This is a genomic window from Pseudomonas shirazica (genome assembly GCF_015168335.1).
GTDB lineage: Bacteria > Pseudomonadota > Gammaproteobacteria > Pseudomonadales > Pseudomonadaceae > Aquipseudomonas > Aquipseudomonas asiatica.
In genome coordinates this window covers 5,398,638-5,415,063 of the sequence record NZ_CP063456.1, presented here as the reverse complement: position 1 = coordinate 5,415,063, position 16,426 = coordinate 5,398,638, and the positions used below count along the sequence as shown (strand labels likewise).

Genomic DNA, 16,426 nt, shown 5'->3' with positions numbered 1-16,426 from the left:
GCCTGTGCCGGCCCTATCGCCGGCGAGCCGGCTCCCACTGCACAGGCTTTAAGAGCAATGCGATCAATGTGGGAGCTGGCTTGCCGGCGATAGGGCCGGTGCTTACAACACAACCCTTAGGCATTGCCCCGCGTGGTACAGCGAGAACCCGGACTCATAGAACGCAGTCCGCAGCGAGGGCGCACTCACGCCCTTCATCGGCGAGAACGGAATCGGCAGGCTGCCCGCCTCCCCCTTCAGCAGGAACTCGGCAAACGCCCGGCCAATCACGGTCCCGGTGGTATTGCCCCGCCCGTTGTACCCGGTTACCGCCACCAGCCCCGGCGCCGGTTCGAACAGGCGCATCAGGTGGTCTGGGGTGAAGTCGATGCAGCCGGTCCAGTGCATTTCCCACTCGACCTTGCCCAGCTCCGGGTAATAGTGGCTCTGGATGCGGTCGGCCCAGCTGCGCACGAACCACGCCGGCTTGTTGTCGACCCGGCCCAGGCTGCCTAGCAGCAGGCGGCCCTGGTCGTCGCGACGGATGCTGCTGAGCACGGTGCGGGTGTCCCACGAGCCTTGGCCATGTGGCAGCACCTTGTCGGCTGCAGCGCCCTGCAACGGCTTGGATGCCACCTGGTAGTAGTAGCCACGGAAAAACTGCTTCTGCAGGTTGCTCCAGTCGCCTTCGGTGTAGGCGCCGGTGGAAATCACCACCTTGTCGGCGCGCACCGAACCACGTGCGGTCTTCACCCGCCAGGCATCGCCGTCACGCTCCAGGCCTTCGACCGAAGACTGCTGGAACAGCTTGCCACCCAGGCGTGCCACCGCTGCGGCCAGGCCCTGGGTGTAGCCCATGGGGTTGATGGTGCCGGCGCGGCGGTCGAGCAGCGCGGCGGAAATCTTGTCGGTGCCGCAGTATTCCTGGCATTGGGCGCCGGTCAGCAGCTCCACATCGGCACCACGGCGGCGCCATTGTTCGTGGCGGGCCTCGAGGTCGGCGATACCGGTGGCGTTGTGCGCCATGTGCAGCGTGCCTTTGTGCTGGGCCTGGCAGTCGATGCCAAGGCGTTCGATCATGGCGAACACTTCGGCCGGGGCTTCGCCGAGCACCTTGTTCAGGCGGCTGCCCTGCTGCAGGCCGAGGGTGGCCTCGACATCGTCGGGGCGGATCCAGGTGCCGGCGTTGACCAGGCCGACGTTGCGCCCGGAGCCGCCGTGACCGATCTTCCAGGCCTCCAGCAGGATCACCGACTTGCCCTGTTCGAGCAGGTGGATGGCCGCCGACAGGCCGGTAATGCCGCCACCGATCACACAGACATCGGCCTTGTGCTCACCGGCCAGGGCCTGGGCGGCGACGGTCGGTTTGCTGACGAATTCCCACAAGCATTCTTGACGCAGTTCGGACATGGCCCGGCTCCAGCAATTTGTTCTTGTTGGGGCTGCATTGCAGCCCATCGCCGGCAAGCCAGCTCCCACAGTGTGGGAGCTGGCTTGCCGGCGAAACGGGGGCAAAGCCCCCGCCTGCGGACATCAGTCGAACACGATACCCTGCGCCAGCGGCAGTTCGCGCGAGTAGTTCACGGTGTTGGTCTGGCGACGCATGTAGCCTTTCCAGGCGTCCGAACCGGACTCACGGCCACCGCCAGTCTCCTTCTCGCCACCGAACGCACCGCCGATCTCGGCGCCGCTGGTGCCGATGTTGACGTTGGCGATGCCGCAGTCGCTGCCCGAGGCGCTCTGGAAGCGTTCGGCCTCACGGATGTCGGTGGTGAAGATGCACGACGACAGGCCTTGTGGCACTTCGTTGTTCAGGCGCAGGGCCTCTTCGAAGTCGTCGTAGGCCAGCACGTACAGTATCGGGGCGAAGGTTTCGTGGCGCACCACGTCGCTCTGCGCCGGCATTTCGGCGATGGCAGGCGATACGTAGTAAGCGTTCGGGTACTGATCGGCCAGCTGACGCTCGCCACCAAATACCTGGCCACCTTCGTCGCGGGCCTTGGCCAGCGCGCCCTGCATGGCGTCGAACGACTGCTTGTCGATCAGCGGGCCCACCAGGTTGTCCTTGCGTGGGTCACCGATGCGCACCTTGCCGTAGGCGGCTTTGACACGGGCAACCACTTCGTCCTTGATCGAACGGTGCACGATCAGGCGGCGCAGGGTGGTGCAACGCTGGCCGGCGGTGCCGACTGCGGAGAACAGGATGCCACGCACGGCCAGGTCGAGGTCGGCGCTCGGGGCCAGGATCATGGCGTTGTTGCCGCCCAGTTCGAGGATGCTGCGGCCGAAGCGGGCAGCCACACGCGGGCCGACTTCGCGCCCCATGCGGGTGCTGCCGGTGGCGCTGACCAGCGGTACGCGCGGGTCGTCGACCATGGCTTCGCCGGCTTCACGGCCGCCGATCACCAGTTGTGCCAGGCCAGCCGGGGCATCACCAAAGGCTTTCAGGGCTTTTTCGAACAGCGCCTGGCAGGCCAGGGCGGTCAGCGGGGTCTTCTCGGACGGTTTCCATACCACCGAGTTACCGGCGACCAGGGCCAGGGCAGTGTTCCAGGCCCAGACTGCGACCGGGAAGTTGAAGGCGCTGATCACGCCGACCACGCCAAGCGGGTGCCAGGTTTCACGCATGTGGTGGCCAGGGCGCTCGGAAGCGATGGTCAGGCCGTACAGCTGGCGCGAAAGGCCAACGGCGAAGTCGCAGATGTCGATCATTTCCTGCACTTCGCCCAGGCCTTCCTGGGTGATCTTGCCGGCTTCGATCGAAACCAGCTCGCCGAGGTCGGCCTTGTGCTCACGCAGCACTTCGCCGAACAGGCGCACCAGCTCGCCACGGCGCGGGGCCGGCACGCTGCGCCAGGCTTCGAAGGCGCTCTGGGCCTGATCGATGCGGGCGATGGTCTCGGCCTTGCCGAGCAGTTTCACCGAGGCGATCTGGCTGCCGTCGATCGGCGTGTGAACAGGGTAGTCGCCCTGGGTGTAAGCCTCGGCAGCAACGCCAAGGCGCTCGAGCAGTCCAGCAACCATTTGTGCATCTCCTACATCGGGTGATGGGGTGGAAAAATGATGTGGATCAGTATTAATCCGATCACACCGGTGCAACAAACGACCTTTATTCCGCATATCATTCCGTCAGGTAATGATTTGAGCCGCAGAGACCGCTATGTCCAAACGCCTGGTGCCCTCCATGACCGCCCTGCAGTGCTTCGAAGCTGCAGCCCGCCATTTGAGCTTTACCCGTGCCGCCGAAGAGCTGCACCTGACCCAGAGCGCAGTCAGCAAGCAGGTGGCGCAGCTTGAAGACATGCTGCGCCACCACCTGTTCCTGCGTATCCGCCGCCGTCTGCAGCTGACGCCGGCGGGTAGCCTGTACCTGGCCGAGGTCAACAAGATCCTCACCCAGGTGGATATGTCCAGCCGCTACGTGCTCACCTACGGCGAGCAGACCGAGATATTGAAGGTAGCCACTCAGCCGAGTTTTGGCGTGCGCTGGTTGATCCCGCACCTCAAGGGTTTTGGCAAGCGCCACAACAACATCCACCTGGACATCCGCAACGAGATGGAGCCTTTCGCCCTGCTGCAAGGATCGGCGGACGTGGTGTTCTTCTATGGCCAGGGTACTTGGCCGGGGGCCACCTGCGTGGAGCTGTTCGGTGAAGAGGTGGTGCCGGTATGTGCGCCGGAGTTGCTGGCCGGGCGTGAACTGAACGATGCCGGGGAGCTGGCCGACCTGGTGCTGCTGCAGAGCACCTCGCGGCCAGAGGCCTGGCACGAGTGGTTCCTGGAGTTGGGCTTGCAGAGCGTCAGTGCCTACCACGGGCCGCGCTTCGATACCTTCTACATGGCCTTGAGCGCGGCGCAGGCCGGGTGCGGGGTGGCGTTGGTGCCGCGCTATCTGGCGGCGAAGGAGCTGGCCGAGGGGAGTTTGGTGGTGCCGTGGAACCATGCGATGCGCAGTGCCGGGGCGCATTACCTGGCGTATGCCGAGCATGCGGCGGAGGTGCCCAAGGTAAGGGCGTTGGTGGAATGGATTCGCGAGCAGCTTCAGGCTTGAGATTGCCGGGGCCGCTTTGCGGCCCATCGCCGGCAAGCCAGCTCCCACCGGGAGCTCCACAATTGCTGAATCCTGTGTCCAACCTGTGGGAGCTAGCTTGCCGGCGATAGGGCCCTTGAGGTCGATCAAAAAAGGAATGACACACTCACTTTTTTTCGCTTGTGAGCAAAGTGCATTCCCAGCTTTCATGTAAGCGTCCGAACCCAACCAGGAAGCTAGCGATGCCCGCCCACGATTTCGTCAGCCCCGACAGCATCCGCGCGCAGTTCTCTGCCGCCATGTCGCTCATGTACAAACAGGAAGTGCCCCTGTACGGCACGCTGCTGGAGCTGGTGAGCGAAATCAACCAGCAGGTCATGGCCCAGCAACCCGAGGTTGCCGAGGCCCTGCGCTGGACCGGCGAAATCGAGCGCCTGGATCAGGAGCGCCACGGCGCCATCCGTGTCGGCACCGCCGCAGAGCTGGCCACCATCGCCCGGTTGTTCGCGGTCATGGGCATGCAGCCAGTCGGCTACTACGACCTTAGTTCCGCCGGCGTGCCGGTGCATTCCACCGCCTTCCGCGCGGTGCACGAGCAGTCGCTGCACGTCAGCCCGTTCCGCGTATTCACTTCGCTGCTGCGCCTGGAGCTGATCGACAACCCGCAATTACGCGAGCTGGCAGAGAGCATCCTGGCCAAGCGCCAGATCTTCACCGCCCGCGCCCTTGAGCTGATCGACCAATGCGAGCGCGATGGTGGCCTGAATGCCGCCGATGCCGAGGTGTTCGTGCAAGAAGCGCTGCACACCTTCCGCTGGCACCATGACGCCACCGTCACTGCCGAGCAGTACCAGCAGTTGCACGACCAGCACCGCCTGATCGCCGATGTGGTGGCCTTCAAGGGCCCGCACATCAACCACCTGACCCCGCGCACCCTTGACATCGATGCAATCCAGCTCGGCATGCCGGCCAAGGGCATCCCGCCAAAGGCCGTGGTCGAGGGCCCGCCCACCCGCCGCCATCCGATCCTGCTGCGCCAGACCAGCTTCAAGGCCCTGCAGGAAAAGGTTGCGTTCAGCGACCAGCAGGGCAGCCACACCGCGCGCTTCGGCGAAATCGAGCAACGCGGCGCGGCGCTGACGCCGAAAGGCCGCCAGCTGTACGACAAGCTGCTAGACGCCACCCGCGCCGCCCTGGGTGGCGCCCCGGCCGAGGCCAATGCCGAACGCTACATGGCGTTGTTGAAGGACACCTTTGCCGAGTTCCCGGACGACCTGGCGCAGATGCGTGAACAAGGGCTGGCCTACTTCCGCTACTTCGCCACCGAGAAAGGCCTGGCTGCGCGCGACCAGGACGACCGCCCGACCACACTGGATGGGCTGATCGAGGCTGGCCATGTGCATTTCGAGGCGCTGGTGTACGAGGACTTCCTGCCGGTGAGCGCGGCGGGGATCTTCCAGTCCAACCTGGGTGACGATGCGCAGGCCGAGTACGGCAGCAACGCCAACCGCGATGCGTTCGAAGCAGCGCTGGGGCTGCAGGTGCAGGATGAGCTGGCGCTGTATGCGCAGAGCGAGCGTCGGTCGCTGCAGGCGTGTGCACAGGCGTTGAACCTGGGCTCGATGTAAGGCTGTAGATCGCAGGGGCCGCTTCGCGGCCCTATCGCCGGCAAGCCAGCTCCCACAGGATGGCATCGAGCCTGAGGCAAATGCAGTCCCTGTGGGAGCTGGCTTGCCGGCGATGAGGCCAGGGCAGGCAACACAGACAGTTGCCCCCAAACCTGTGGGAGCGGGCAAGCCCGCGAAGAGGCCGGCACAGGCGATCAAAGGGGCGGCAGGATCTGCACATCCGGCAAATCCATCGCCGCCACCTCCTCTTCCAGAAACGCGCTCAAACGCCGCAACCGCTCGCCCCCTGGCCGAGTGCGCGGCCACACCAGGTAATAATCCATCCCGCTGGGCACGGCCGTCGGCCAAGGCAGGCTCAAGCGCCCCTGCGCCACATCTTCGGCCACCATCAGCAAATCACCCATGGAAATGCCGTAGCCACGCGCAGCGGCAATCATGCCCAGCTCCAGGGTGTCGAACACCTGCCCGCCCTTGAGCGAAACCTTGTCACTCAACCCCATGCGCTCCAGCCATTCCCGCCAGTCGCGCTTGTCCACCGTGGGGTGCAGCAGCTCTATGCAGGCCAGCCGACGCTCGTCCCAGGGTTCCTCGTCGAGCAGGTCTGGCGCACCCACGGGGATCAGCAGTTCCGGGAACAACCTGCGCACTTCCCATTCCGGCGGGAACACCCCGTCGCTGAGCAACACCGCGCAATCGAACGGCTCCTGGTTGAAGTCCACATGGTCGACATCCATCCAGGCGCTGGTCAGCTGCACTTCGTTGCCAGGCTGCAAGTGGCGAAAGCGGCTAAGGCGCGCCAGCAACCAGCGCATGGTCAGGGTCGAGGGAGCCTTCATGCGCAGGATGTCATCCTCACCGCGCAAGGTATCGCAAGCCCGTTCCAGCGCGGCAAAGCCTTCACGCACACCGGGCAGCAGCACCCGCGCCGCTTCGGTCAGTTGCAGGCTGCGGCCGCTGCGCACGAACAGGCGGCAGGCAAAGTGCTCCTCCAGCGTGCGGATATGCCGGCTGACCGCGCTCTGGGTAATCGACAGCTCTTCGCCGGCACGGGTGAAGGAGCTTAGCCGCGCGGCGGCTTCGAATGCGCGCAGGGCATACAGCGGGGGGAGCTGACGGGACATGAGGCACCTGCCATACGGGGCTGTGAAATGAATCACCGGGAAGCATATATACATGAGTCAGACTCATGCCAATGATCGCTTTTATCCTTTTGTGCAAAGTTGACCAAAGCCTCAGAATCGCCCTTCGTTGATCACCCCAGGAAAAGGACTGCCCCCATGCATGTCGCGCCCACCACAGAACTCAAGGCTTTGCTGCGCCTGGCCGGGCCGCTGATCGCCTCGCAGTTGGCGCACATGCTGATGGTGCTGACCGATACCCTGATGATGGCCCGCATCAGCCCGCAAGCCCTGGCTGGCGGCGGCCTGGGTGCGGCGAGCTACTCGTTCGTGTCGATCTTCTGCCTTGGCGTGATCGCTGCGGTCGGCACCCTGGTGGCCATTCGCAAGGGCGCCAACGACATCGAGGGCGCCACCCGCCTGGCGCAGGGTGGCCTGTGGCTGGCCTGGAGCCTGGCGCTGTTCGCTGCGCTGGTGTTGTGGAACCTTGAACCGGTACTGCTGCTGTTCGGGCAAAAGCCCGAAAACGTTGCATCGGCCGCCGAATTCCTCACCCTGCTGCCACTGGCGCTGCCCGGCTACCTGACCTTCATGGCGTTGCGCGGCTTCACCAGCGCGCTGGGCCGGTCTACGCCGGTGATGGTCATCAGCCTGGTCGGCACGGTGCTCAACTACCTGTTCAACGTGGCGCTGATCGAAGGCATGTTCGGCCTGCCCAAGCTGGGCCTGATGGGCATCGGCCTGGTCACCGCGGTGGTGTCGATGGGCATGGCCATTGCCTTGGCGCTGTATATCCGTTGGCACCCGGCCTATGCCGCCTACCCATTGCGCAAGGGCCTGTCGCGCCCTTCGCTGCCGGCCCTGCGCGAGCTGTGGCGGCTGGGCTTGCCGATTGGTGGCACCTACATGGTGGAAGTCGGCCTGTTCGCCTTCGCCGCGCTGTGCATGGGCGTGCTGGGCAGCACCGAGCTGGCAGCGCACCAGATCGCCCTGCAGATCGTCTCCACAGCGTTCATGGTGCCAACCGGGTTGTCGTATGCGGTGACCATGCGCGTGGGGCTGTACTACGGCGCCGGCAACCTGCTGGCGGCGCGCAGTGCCGGGCGGGTGGGCATAGGCTTCGGGGCGATGATCATGTTTGCCTTCGCCGCGCTGTTCTGGCTGCTGCCCGATACGCTGGTGGGGCTGTTCATCGACAGTGACGACCCGGCATTTGCGGCGATCTTCCAGCTGGCGGTGCAGTTGCTGATGGTGGCTGCGTGGTTCGAGCTGTTCGATGGCATGCAGACGATCGCGATGGGCTCGATCCGTGGGCTGAAGGATGCCAAGACGACCTTCCTGATCGGGCTGGTGTGCTACTGGCTGGTAGGGGCGCCGAGCGCCTGGCTGTTCACCTTTACCCTGGGCGGTGGCGCAGTCGGGGTGTGGTGGGGGCTGGCGTTGGGGCTGGCGTGTGCGGCGGTGGCACTGACCTTTGGCTTTGAGTGGCGCATGAAGCGGCTTTTGGGCAAGGCAGGTCTGGCTGACGGGTCGGCAGTGTCTGTGTGATTGCCGGGGCTGCTTTGCAGCCCTTTCGCGACGCAAGGCCGCTCCCACATGGGAATGCGTTCGCCGATCAATGTGGGAGCGGCCTTGTGTCGCGAAAGGAGGGCGAAGCCCTCCCCTGCGATGTCACAGGCTAACCAGCTTCGGCTTGCTGTAATCCAGCAAGAACTCCATCAACTCCCCCACCGGCAGCGGCTTGCTGACCAGGAAGCCCTGCACCTGGTCACAGCCAAACCCGCGCAGCAACGCCATCTGCTCTTCACTCTCCACACCTTCGGCCACTACTTCGAGGTTGAGGTTGTGCGCCAGGTTGATCATGGCGTGCACCAGCTTGCGGTTCTCCTCGCGCATTTCCATTTCCGCGACAAAGCTGCGGTCCACCTTGAGCAAGGTGATCGGCAGGCTGTTGAGGTGCACGAACGAAGAGAACCCGGTACCGAAATCATCGAGCGAGAAGCGCACGCCCAGGCGCCCCAGGGCGTCCATGGTCTGGCGCACCAGTTCGTTGCGGCGCATCACTGCCGTTTCGGTCAATTCGAACTCCAGCCAGCGGGCATCCACGCCATGTTCGAGAATCAGGCGGCTCAAGGTCGCCAGCAACTGGCTGTCCTGGAACTGGCGGAAGCTCAGGTTGACCGCCATGTGCAGCGGCTCCAGGCCGCGCTCGCACAGCGCCTGCATGTCGCGCAGGGCTCGGGAAATCACCCAATAGCCCAGCGGCACGATCAGGCCGCTCTGCTCGGCCAGCGGCACGAACTCGCTGGGCGGCAACAGGCCACGCTCGGCATGCCGCCAGCGCACCAGCGCCTCGAGGCCGACGATACGCCCGTCGGCCAGGTTCAACCGCGGCTGGTAATGCAGCTCCAGCTCGTCCCGGCGCAGGGCGCGGCGCAGTTCGCTTTCCAGGTCGGCAAGGCTGCGGGCGTTGCGGTTGATGCGTTCGTTGAACACATGGAAAGTGCAACCCTGGCTGCCTTTGGCCTGGCGCATGGCGATGTGCGCGTGCCACATCAGCGGGTCGGCACCACCCTGGGCGCGGGCATGGGCCAGGCCCAGGCTGCAGCCCAGCAGCAGGCTTTCGCCGTCGATCCAGTAGGGTTCGGCCAACGCCTCGACAATCCGCTCGGCAATCCACTCGGCACGGTTGGGGTCGCGTCGGGTGTCGATCAGCAGGGCGAACTCGTCGCTGCCCAGGCGCGCCAGTTGGTCGCCCGCCTCCAGTTGCTGTTTCAGCCGCGCCACCACCTGCAGGATCAGGCGGTCGCCGCTCTGGTGGCCAAGGGCGTCGTTGACGTGGCGGAAGTTGTCCAGGTCCAGGTGGCCGAGGGCAAGGCCACGGCCGTCGTTCTCGGCCAGGCGCGCGGTCAGCAAGGCCTGGAAGCCTTGGCGGTTGGCGATGCCGGTCAGCGGATCCTGCTCGGCCAGGCGCTGCAAAGTGGCCACCAGCACGCCGCGCTCGCGCACATGGCGCAGCGAGCGACGCAAGGTGTCGGCATTGAGCTGGTCACGCACCAGCCAGTCACTGACGGCGCTGGGCGCTAACTGAGGCTCGTGGTCGAGCAGCAGGATGGTCGGCAGCTCGCAGCGCCCAGGCGCGGGCTGCAGGGCCGGGGTTGCCAGCACGACAGCCTGGCGGTCCTGGTTGAACAGGTTGTCGACCGACTCCCAGTTCGGCGCCGTCAGCAGCACGGCGCTGCCACCCTGGGCAGGCATGCACTCGCGTAGCAGCGCGCCCCATTCCGGCTCATCGGCCAACAGCAGCAAACGCAATGGTTCGACAGGCGTGGACAAGCGGGCTCCTTAGGCTTCACGGTGCAACGGAAACTGCCAGGTATGCTACTGCATTAATGAAAATGATTTTCAATTTAATACATGTTTTTACGGGTGTAGCATCCCGACGTATTTTGTCGTGCATCCTGCGCGAAACTGCGCCAGCCGGCAAATCCCGTTTACATATTTGACTCAGACGTCAGACGGTCGCGCCACAAACGCCCCATGCCTGTTAGAATGCGCGGCTATTTTCTGGCGACCCCCGGTTTCTAGCATGTCCCGACTCAATCCCCGGCAGCAGGAAGCCCGTGACTATGTCGGCGGCCCTCTTTTGGTGCTCGCCGGTGCAGGCTCGGGCAAGACCAGCGTGATCACGCGCAAGATTGCCCACCTCATCCAGAACTGCGGCATCCGTGCCCAGTACATCGTGGCGATGACCTTCACCAACAAGGCCGCGCGCGAGATGAAGGAACGGGTCGCCACCCTGCTGCGCCCGGGGGAAGGCCGCGGCCTGACTGTGTGCACATTCCACAACCTGGGCCTGAACATCATCCGCAGGGAGCACGAGCGCCTGGGCTACAAGCCGGGTTTCTCGATCTTCGACGAGTCCGACATCAAGGCGTTGCTGTCGGACATCATGCAGAAGGAATACTCCGGCGACGACGGCATCGACGAGATCAAGAACATGATCGGTGCCTGGAAGAACGACCTGATCCTGCCCGCCGAGGCCCTGGAGAAGGCGCGCAACCCGCGCGAGCAGACTGCCGCCATCGTCTACACCCACTACCAGCGCACGCTCAAGGCGTTCAACGCGGTGGACTTCGACGACCTGATCCTGCTGCCGGTCAAGCTGTTCCAGGAGCACCCCGATGTGCTGGAGCGCTGGCAGAACCGCGTGCGCTACCTGCTGGTGGACGAATACCAGGACACCAACGCCAGCCAGTACCTGCTGGTGAAGATGCTGATCGGCATGCGCAACCAGTTCACCGTGGTAGGCGACGACGACCAGTCGATCTACGCCTGGCGTGGCGCCCGGCCGGAAAACCTGATGCTGCTCAAGGAGGACTACCCCTCCCTGAAGGTGGTGATGCTGGAGCAGAACTACCGCTCCACCAGCCGCATCCTGCGCTGCGCCAACGTGCTGATTGCCAACAACCCGCACGCGTTCGAGAAGCAGTTGTGGAGCGAGATGGGCGTGGGCGACGAGATCCGCGTCATCCGCTGCAAGAACGAGGAAGCCGAGGCCGAACGCGTGGCTATGGAAATCCTCACCCTGCACCTGCGCACCAACCGCCCGTACAGCGACTTTGCCATCCTCTACCGCGGCAACTACCAGGCCAAGCTGATCGAACTGAAGCTGCAGCACCACCAGGTGCCATATCGCCTGTCGGGCGGCAACAGCTTCTTCGGCCGCCAGGAGGTCAAGGACCTGATGGCCTACCTGCGTCTGCTGGTGAACCCGGACGATGACAACGCCTACCTGCGGGTGATCAACGTACCCCGCCGCGAAATCGGCTCCACCACCCTGGAAAAGCTCGGCAACTACGCCACCGAGCGCGGTATTTCGATGTACGCCGCCAGCGAGGAGCTTGGCCTGGGCGAGCATCTGGACGCCCGCTACACCGAGCGTTTGCAGCGCTTCAAGCATTGGCTGGACGGGGTGCGCCACAAGGTTGCCCTGGAAGACCCGATTGCCGCGCTGCACGAGATGATCCGCGATATCGACTACGAGAACTGGATCCGCCAGCAGACCGCCAGCGACAAGGCTGCCGAGTTCCGCATCAGCAACGTCTGGTTCCTGGTCGAAGCGCTGAAGAACACCCTCGAGAAGGACGAAGAGGGTGACATGACCATCGAGGACGCCATCGGCAAGCTGGTGCTGCGCGACATGCTCGAGCGCCAGCAGGAAGAGGAAGAGAACGCCGAAGGTGTGCAGATGATGACTCTGCATGCCTCCAAGGGCCTGGAATTCCCATACGTGTTCATCATGGGCATGGAAGAGGAAATCCTCCCGCACCGCTCCAGCATCGAGGCCGACACCATCGAAGAGGAACGACGCCTGGCCTACGTGGGCATCACCCGCGCGCGCCAGACCCTGGCCTTCACCTTCGCCGCCAAGCGCAAGCAGTACGGTGAAATCATCGACTGCACGCCCAGCCGGTTCCTCGACGAACTGCCACCGGACGACCTGGCCTGGGAGGGCCTTGACGATGCGCCGGTCGAGGTAAAGGCCGCACGGGGCAACAATGCCCTGGCCGATATCCGGGCAATGCTCAAACGCTGATCAACCATTACTCTTTAACTTTGCCGCTATTTGCGGCGACCTTTGTTACATCGAGGAATACCACAGTGGAAGCACTGCATCAGAAGATTCGCGAAGAAGGCATCGTGCTTTCCGATCAGGTTCTCAAAGTCGATGCGTTTCTCAACCACCAGATCGACCCTGCGCTGATGCAGCTGATCGGTGACGAGTTCGCCCGCCTGTTCGCCGACGCGGGCGTGACCAAGATCGTCACCATCGAAGCCTCGGGCATTGCCCCGGCGGTGATGACTGGCCTGAAGCTGGGCGTGCCGGTGATCTTCGCCCGCAAGCACCAGTCGCTGACCCTGACCGAGAACCTGCTGACCGCCTCGGTGTATTCCTTCACCAAGCAGACCGAGAACACCGTGGCCATCTCGCCGCGTCACCTCAACAGCAGCGACCGCGTGCTGGTGATCGACGACTTCCTGGCCAACGGCAAGGCGTCGCAGGCCCTGATCTCGATCATCAAGCAGGCCGGCGCCACCGTGGCCGGCCTGGGTATCGTGATCGAGAAGTCGTTCCAGGGCGGCCGTGCCGAGCTGGACAGCCAGGGCTATCGCGTCGAGTCGCTGGCCCGGGTGAAGTCGCTGGAAGGTGGTGTGGTTACCTTCATCGAGTAATCGCGGCGCCTGCTTCGCGGGCACGCCCGCTCCCACAGGTAAACCACAGGTTTTGAATGCTGTGGTGTACCTGTGGGAGCGGGCGTGCCCGCGAATGGCCTCAATCCTCTCTATCTGGCAGCCGCCAACCCCGCCAGCAGCAACCGCTGGTAAAGCTCTTCCTTCAGCCCCTGCGGCTGATCCAGCTGCATCCGCACAAGATGCCTCGCATAGCCCTCCGGCCCCGGCGCATCCAGCGCTGCCTTGCCCAGCTCCAGCACCTCGCTCAGCTTGAACTTGCTCTTCAACCAGTTCAGCGCCCGCAGCAAATCCCGCTCTTCAGCCGTAAAGTCCGTACCCAGCGGATACTCCGGGAACAACCGCGAATGCCGCGCCCTGATCGCCTCCAGCCGCTGCGGCGTATTGTCGGTAAAGCACGCCTCCAGTTGAAAATCCTTGGCCAGCTTGCCGGCATCCTTTGCCTGCTCGATCAGCCCCTGCTGGAACCGCGAATCACATACCGCCAGCAACCGCGCAATCACCTCGCTGTCGGTCTGCCCACGCAGGTCGGCAATGCCGTACTCGGTCACCACGATATCGCGCAGGTGTCGGGGGATGGTGCAATGGCCATAGTTCCAGAACAGGTTCGAGGTCACCTCCCCGCCCGCCTCACGCCAGCTGCGCAGCAGCAGGATCGAACGCCCGCCCTCCAGCGCATGGCCCTGGGCGACGAAGTTGTACTGCCCGCCCACGCCACTGAGTACTCGGCCATCCTCCAGCTGGTCAGCCACCCCAGCGCCAAGCAGGGTCATGCCGAATACGCTGTTGATGAAGCGCGCATCGCGGCGTTGCCGGCGCTTGAGTTCCTCCTGCCCGTACAGCTCGTTGATGAAGCTGATACGAGTCATGGCAAACCGTGCGCGCTGTTCCAGCGGCATGTCGCGCAAGCGCTGGTAGAACGCCTGGGGGCCGAGGAAGAAACCGCCATGCAGCACTGCCGCCACCTGCTCGTCCGCCGGGCGCCGCAACAGGCCCGCTTCGGCCAGCGCCAGCAAGCCGTTGACGAACATCTCGCTGCAGCCGTACAGGCCTTGGGCGAAGGTATCCAGGCCCCCTTCCCGTTCGATCAGCGCTTGCCGCGAGCCAGCACCCAGCGCGTCGAGCACGGCACGATAACCGGCGTTGTCACCCTGACGCGCCAGCAATGCGGCAGCTACCGCATCGCCCATGGCACCAATGCCGATCTGTAGCGTGCCGCCGTCGCGAACCAGGCTGCTGGCGTGCAGGCCGATGCAGTGGTCCTGGGTGTTAACCGGCATGTTCGGCGTGGAGAACAGGCGGCGTTGCTCGGCTGTATCGATCAGCAGGTCGAACGTGTCGATTGGTAGCTCGCCGTCACCCGGCATGTAAGGCAGCTCGGCATGCACCTGGCCGAGCATGAGGATGGTCTCGCCGGCAGCGCGGCGCTTGGCGATCATCGGCAGCAGGTCGAGGGTGATGTCGGGGTTGCAAGCCAGGCTCAGGTGCACCGGCCTCTCGGGCGTGGCGGCCACCAGCTGCGCGATCAGGTTCAGGCCCTTGGCGTTGATGTCACGTGCTGCGTGGCTGTAGTTGCTGCTGATGTAGCTTTGCTGGGCCGAATCGCTGTGCAACAGGCTGCCGGGCTGCATGAAGAATTGTTCAACCTGGATGTTCGGCGGCAGACTGTCATTGCGCAGGTCGGCGAGGTAGGTAAGTTCTTCATAGTCGGCGAAGACGCGCTCGACGAAGGGCTCGAGAAAGCGCCGCTGCAGGCCATCCCCCAGTGGCGGGCGGCCGAGGGACAGGGCCGTGTAGATGGTCAGCTGCCGTTCGGGCAGCTCGCGGATGCGGGCGTAAAGCGCATTGACGAAGGCATTGGGCTTGCCCAGGCCCAGCGGCAGGCCCATGTGGATATGGGCTGGCAGGCGCGACAGGACTTGCTCGACGGCCTGGTCGATGGAGCAGAGGTGCATCGGGGCCTCCTGAGACATCCATGGGTTCAGGGGTTGGACATGGGCTTTGGTGGGTTGGTTGCCTGTGCCGGCCCTTTCGCGGCTAAAGCCGCTCCTACAGAGACCTCACTGCCCTTGAGTCCTGTGCTGCACCTGTGAGTTCCCATAGGGACCCCACAATCCTTGAAGCCTGCACTGTACCTGTGGGAGCGGCTTTAGCCGCGAAAGGGCCGGTAAAGGCGCCACAAAAACAAAGCCCGCCATCAACGGCGGGCTTCATGCAATTCAGCTGTTTCTCACAGCCCGGACATCTTCTTGATCGCCCCTTTCAGGTCGTCATCCGAGCAGTCTGCGCAGGTGCCTTTCGGTGGCATGGCGTTGATGCCGGTAATGGCCTTGGCCAGGATGCCGTCCAGGCCGCCCTGGTGGTCGGCGCGTTCCTTCCACGCCGCGGTATCGCCAATTTTCGGTGCGCCGAGCAGGCCGGAGCCATGGCAGGCATTGCAGTGCTTGGCGATGATCTCGTCCGGCGTCTTGGCACCACCGCCACCTGCGGCGGCGGCCACTTCCATGCCCTTGCACTCCTGGCCCTGGACGCACACCTGGCCAACCGGCTCCAGGCGCTTGGCGATGTCATCATTGGTCGCAGCGGTTGCGCTCATTGCCCAGAGGGCGAATACGGCTGCTGGTACGGCCAGCATCTTCTTGATTTGGTTCACGCGAACACCCTCATGGTGGCTAATCACGCTCGCGGCCACGGATCGGCGAGCGTTGAAAAGTATAGCGGGAACCCAGAGGCCGTGAAACGACCCCACACGGGAAAGGGGTATTGCCGAATCAATGCACTGCGCTGGATCAAAAGTTTGAAGGCGTCGCCGCACTGATCAGCCGCGCCGGCCGGTCGAACGGGTTGCGAAAGCGGTGCGGGCGGGTGCTTTCGAAGTAGTAGCTGTCGCCCTCTTCAAGGATGAAGATCTCGTTGCCGACCACCAGCTCCAGGCGGCCTTCGAGCAGGATGCCGGTTTCTTCACCGTCATGGGTAAGCATTTCGGCGCCCGTGTCGGCACCCGGTGGGTACACCTCGGTGAGAAAGGCGATGGCACGGTTGGGGTGCGACTTGCCGACCAGCTTCATGGTCACCGCACCGTCGGAGATATCGATCAGCTCATGGGCCTTGTAGACGATCTGCGTGGGGCTTTCAGGTTCCAGTTCGACCGAAAAGAACTCGACCATGGACATGGGAATGCCGCTCAGCACCTTGCGCAGCGAGCTGATCGACGGGCTCACGCTGTTCTTCTCGATCATCGAGATGGTGCTGTTGGTCACGCCGGCACGCTTGGCGAGTTCACGCTGGGACAGGCCCTTGAGCTTGCGGATGGCTTGCAGTCGTTCGCCGACGTCCAAAGCTGGAGCCTCCTGAAACGGTGGAAAGGGGGGTGGATGTGAACGATATCATGGCAATGCCGTTCAGTATTTACAACA

General features: G+C 64.0%; 12 protein-coding genes. 5 read left to right on the top strand and 7 right to left on the bottom strand.

Going from position 1 to position 16,426, the window contains the following annotated elements:
- Positions 1 to 102: 102 nt before the first annotated feature.
- Both amaA and amaB read right to left on the bottom strand, forming a co-directional pair.
- A complete protein-coding gene (gene amaA / locus IMX18_RS24980) occupies positions 103 to 1,389 on the bottom strand; it encodes an L-pipecolate oxidase (protein ID WP_013974769.1) in 1,287 nt (428 codons plus the stop codon).
- 123 nt (positions 1,390 to 1,512) lie between these two features.
- Positions 1,513 to 3,003 carry an L-piperidine-6-carboxylate dehydrogenase gene (gene amaB / locus IMX18_RS24975; protein WP_003253547.1) on the bottom strand — a complete coding sequence of 497 codons (1,491 nt, stop codon included), beginning with the start codon at positions 3,001 to 3,003 and terminating at the stop codon, positions 1,513 to 1,515.
- A 136-nt stretch (positions 3,004 to 3,139) separates the two neighbouring features.
- Between amaB and IMX18_RS24970 the strand changes: the two genes are divergently transcribed.
- Together IMX18_RS24970 and hglS are read left to right on the top strand one after the other, a co-directional pair.
- Positions 3,140 to 4,030 carry a LysR family transcriptional regulator gene (locus IMX18_RS24970; protein WP_015272315.1) on the top strand — a complete coding sequence of 297 codons (891 nt, stop codon included), beginning with the start codon at positions 3,140 to 3,142 and terminating at the stop codon, positions 4,028 to 4,030.
- Between the two features lie 221 nt (positions 4,031 to 4,251).
- A complete protein-coding gene (gene hglS, locus IMX18_RS24965; protein ID WP_137137766.1) occupies positions 4,252 to 5,637 on the top strand; it encodes a 2-oxoadipate dioxygenase/decarboxylase HglS in 1,386 nt (461 codons plus the stop codon).
- 194 nt (positions 5,638 to 5,831) lie between these two features.
- Here the strand turns inward: hglS and IMX18_RS24960 are convergent, their stop codons facing one another.
- The gene (locus IMX18_RS24960; RefSeq protein WP_015272317.1) at positions 5,832 to 6,758 is read right to left on the bottom strand and encodes a LysR substrate-binding domain-containing protein; all 927 of its coding nucleotides are present in this window, start codon (positions 6,756 to 6,758) and stop codon (positions 5,832 to 5,834) included.
- 156 nt (positions 6,759 to 6,914) lie between these two features.
- On the opposite strand from IMX18_RS24960, the gene IMX18_RS24955 reads away from it, so the two are divergent.
- Positions 6,915 to 8,303, top strand: coding sequence for a NorM family multidrug efflux MATE transporter (locus tag IMX18_RS24955; RefSeq protein ID WP_015272318.1), 1,389 nt, complete (start codon positions 6,915 to 6,917; stop codon positions 8,301 to 8,303).
- A gap of 123 nt (positions 8,304 to 8,426) precedes the next feature.
- Here IMX18_RS24955 and IMX18_RS24950 read toward each other — a convergent pair whose 3' ends face one another.
- A complete protein-coding gene (locus tag IMX18_RS24950) occupies positions 8,427 to 10,091 on the bottom strand; it encodes a putative bifunctional diguanylate cyclase/phosphodiesterase (protein ID WP_054572020.1) in 1,665 nt (554 codons plus the stop codon).
- Between the two features lie 253 nt (positions 10,092 to 10,344).
- Here IMX18_RS24950 and rep point away from each other — a divergent pair, with 253 nt between their 5' ends.
- Together rep and IMX18_RS24940 are read left to right on the top strand one after the other, a co-directional pair.
- Positions 10,345 to 12,354, top strand: coding sequence for a DNA helicase Rep (rep, locus tag IMX18_RS24945; RefSeq protein ID WP_015272320.1), 2,010 nt, complete (start codon positions 10,345 to 10,347; stop codon positions 12,352 to 12,354).
- Between the two features lie 65 nt (positions 12,355 to 12,419).
- Positions 12,420 to 12,992, top strand: coding sequence for a xanthine phosphoribosyltransferase (locus tag IMX18_RS24940; RefSeq protein WP_009683322.1), 573 nt, complete (start codon positions 12,420 to 12,422; stop codon positions 12,990 to 12,992).
- A 110-nt stretch (positions 12,993 to 13,102) separates the two neighbouring features.
- Here IMX18_RS24940 and IMX18_RS24935 read toward each other — a convergent pair whose 3' ends face one another.
- The 3 genes from IMX18_RS24935 to IMX18_RS24925 all read right to left on the bottom strand — a co-directional run bounded on the left by IMX18_RS24935 (position 13,103) and on the right by IMX18_RS24925 (position 16,348).
- On the bottom strand, positions 13,103 to 14,965 hold the full coding sequence (locus tag IMX18_RS24935; RefSeq protein ID WP_015272321.1) for an acetyl-CoA hydrolase/transferase C-terminal domain-containing protein: 1,863 nt from the start codon (positions 14,963 to 14,965) through the stop codon (positions 13,103 to 13,105).
- Positions 14,966 to 15,240: 275 nt separating this feature from the next.
- The gene (locus tag IMX18_RS24930; RefSeq protein ID WP_038408395.1) at positions 15,241 to 15,645 is read right to left on the bottom strand and encodes a c-type cytochrome; all 405 of its coding nucleotides are present in this window, start codon (positions 15,643 to 15,645) and stop codon (positions 15,241 to 15,243) included.
- A gap of 154 nt (positions 15,646 to 15,799) precedes the next feature.
- Complete coding sequence (locus IMX18_RS24925; protein WP_013974777.1) at positions 15,800 to 16,348, bottom strand: cupin domain-containing protein; 549 nt, start codon at positions 16,346 to 16,348, stop codon at positions 15,800 to 15,802.
- Positions 16,349 to 16,426: the final 78 nt, after the last annotated feature.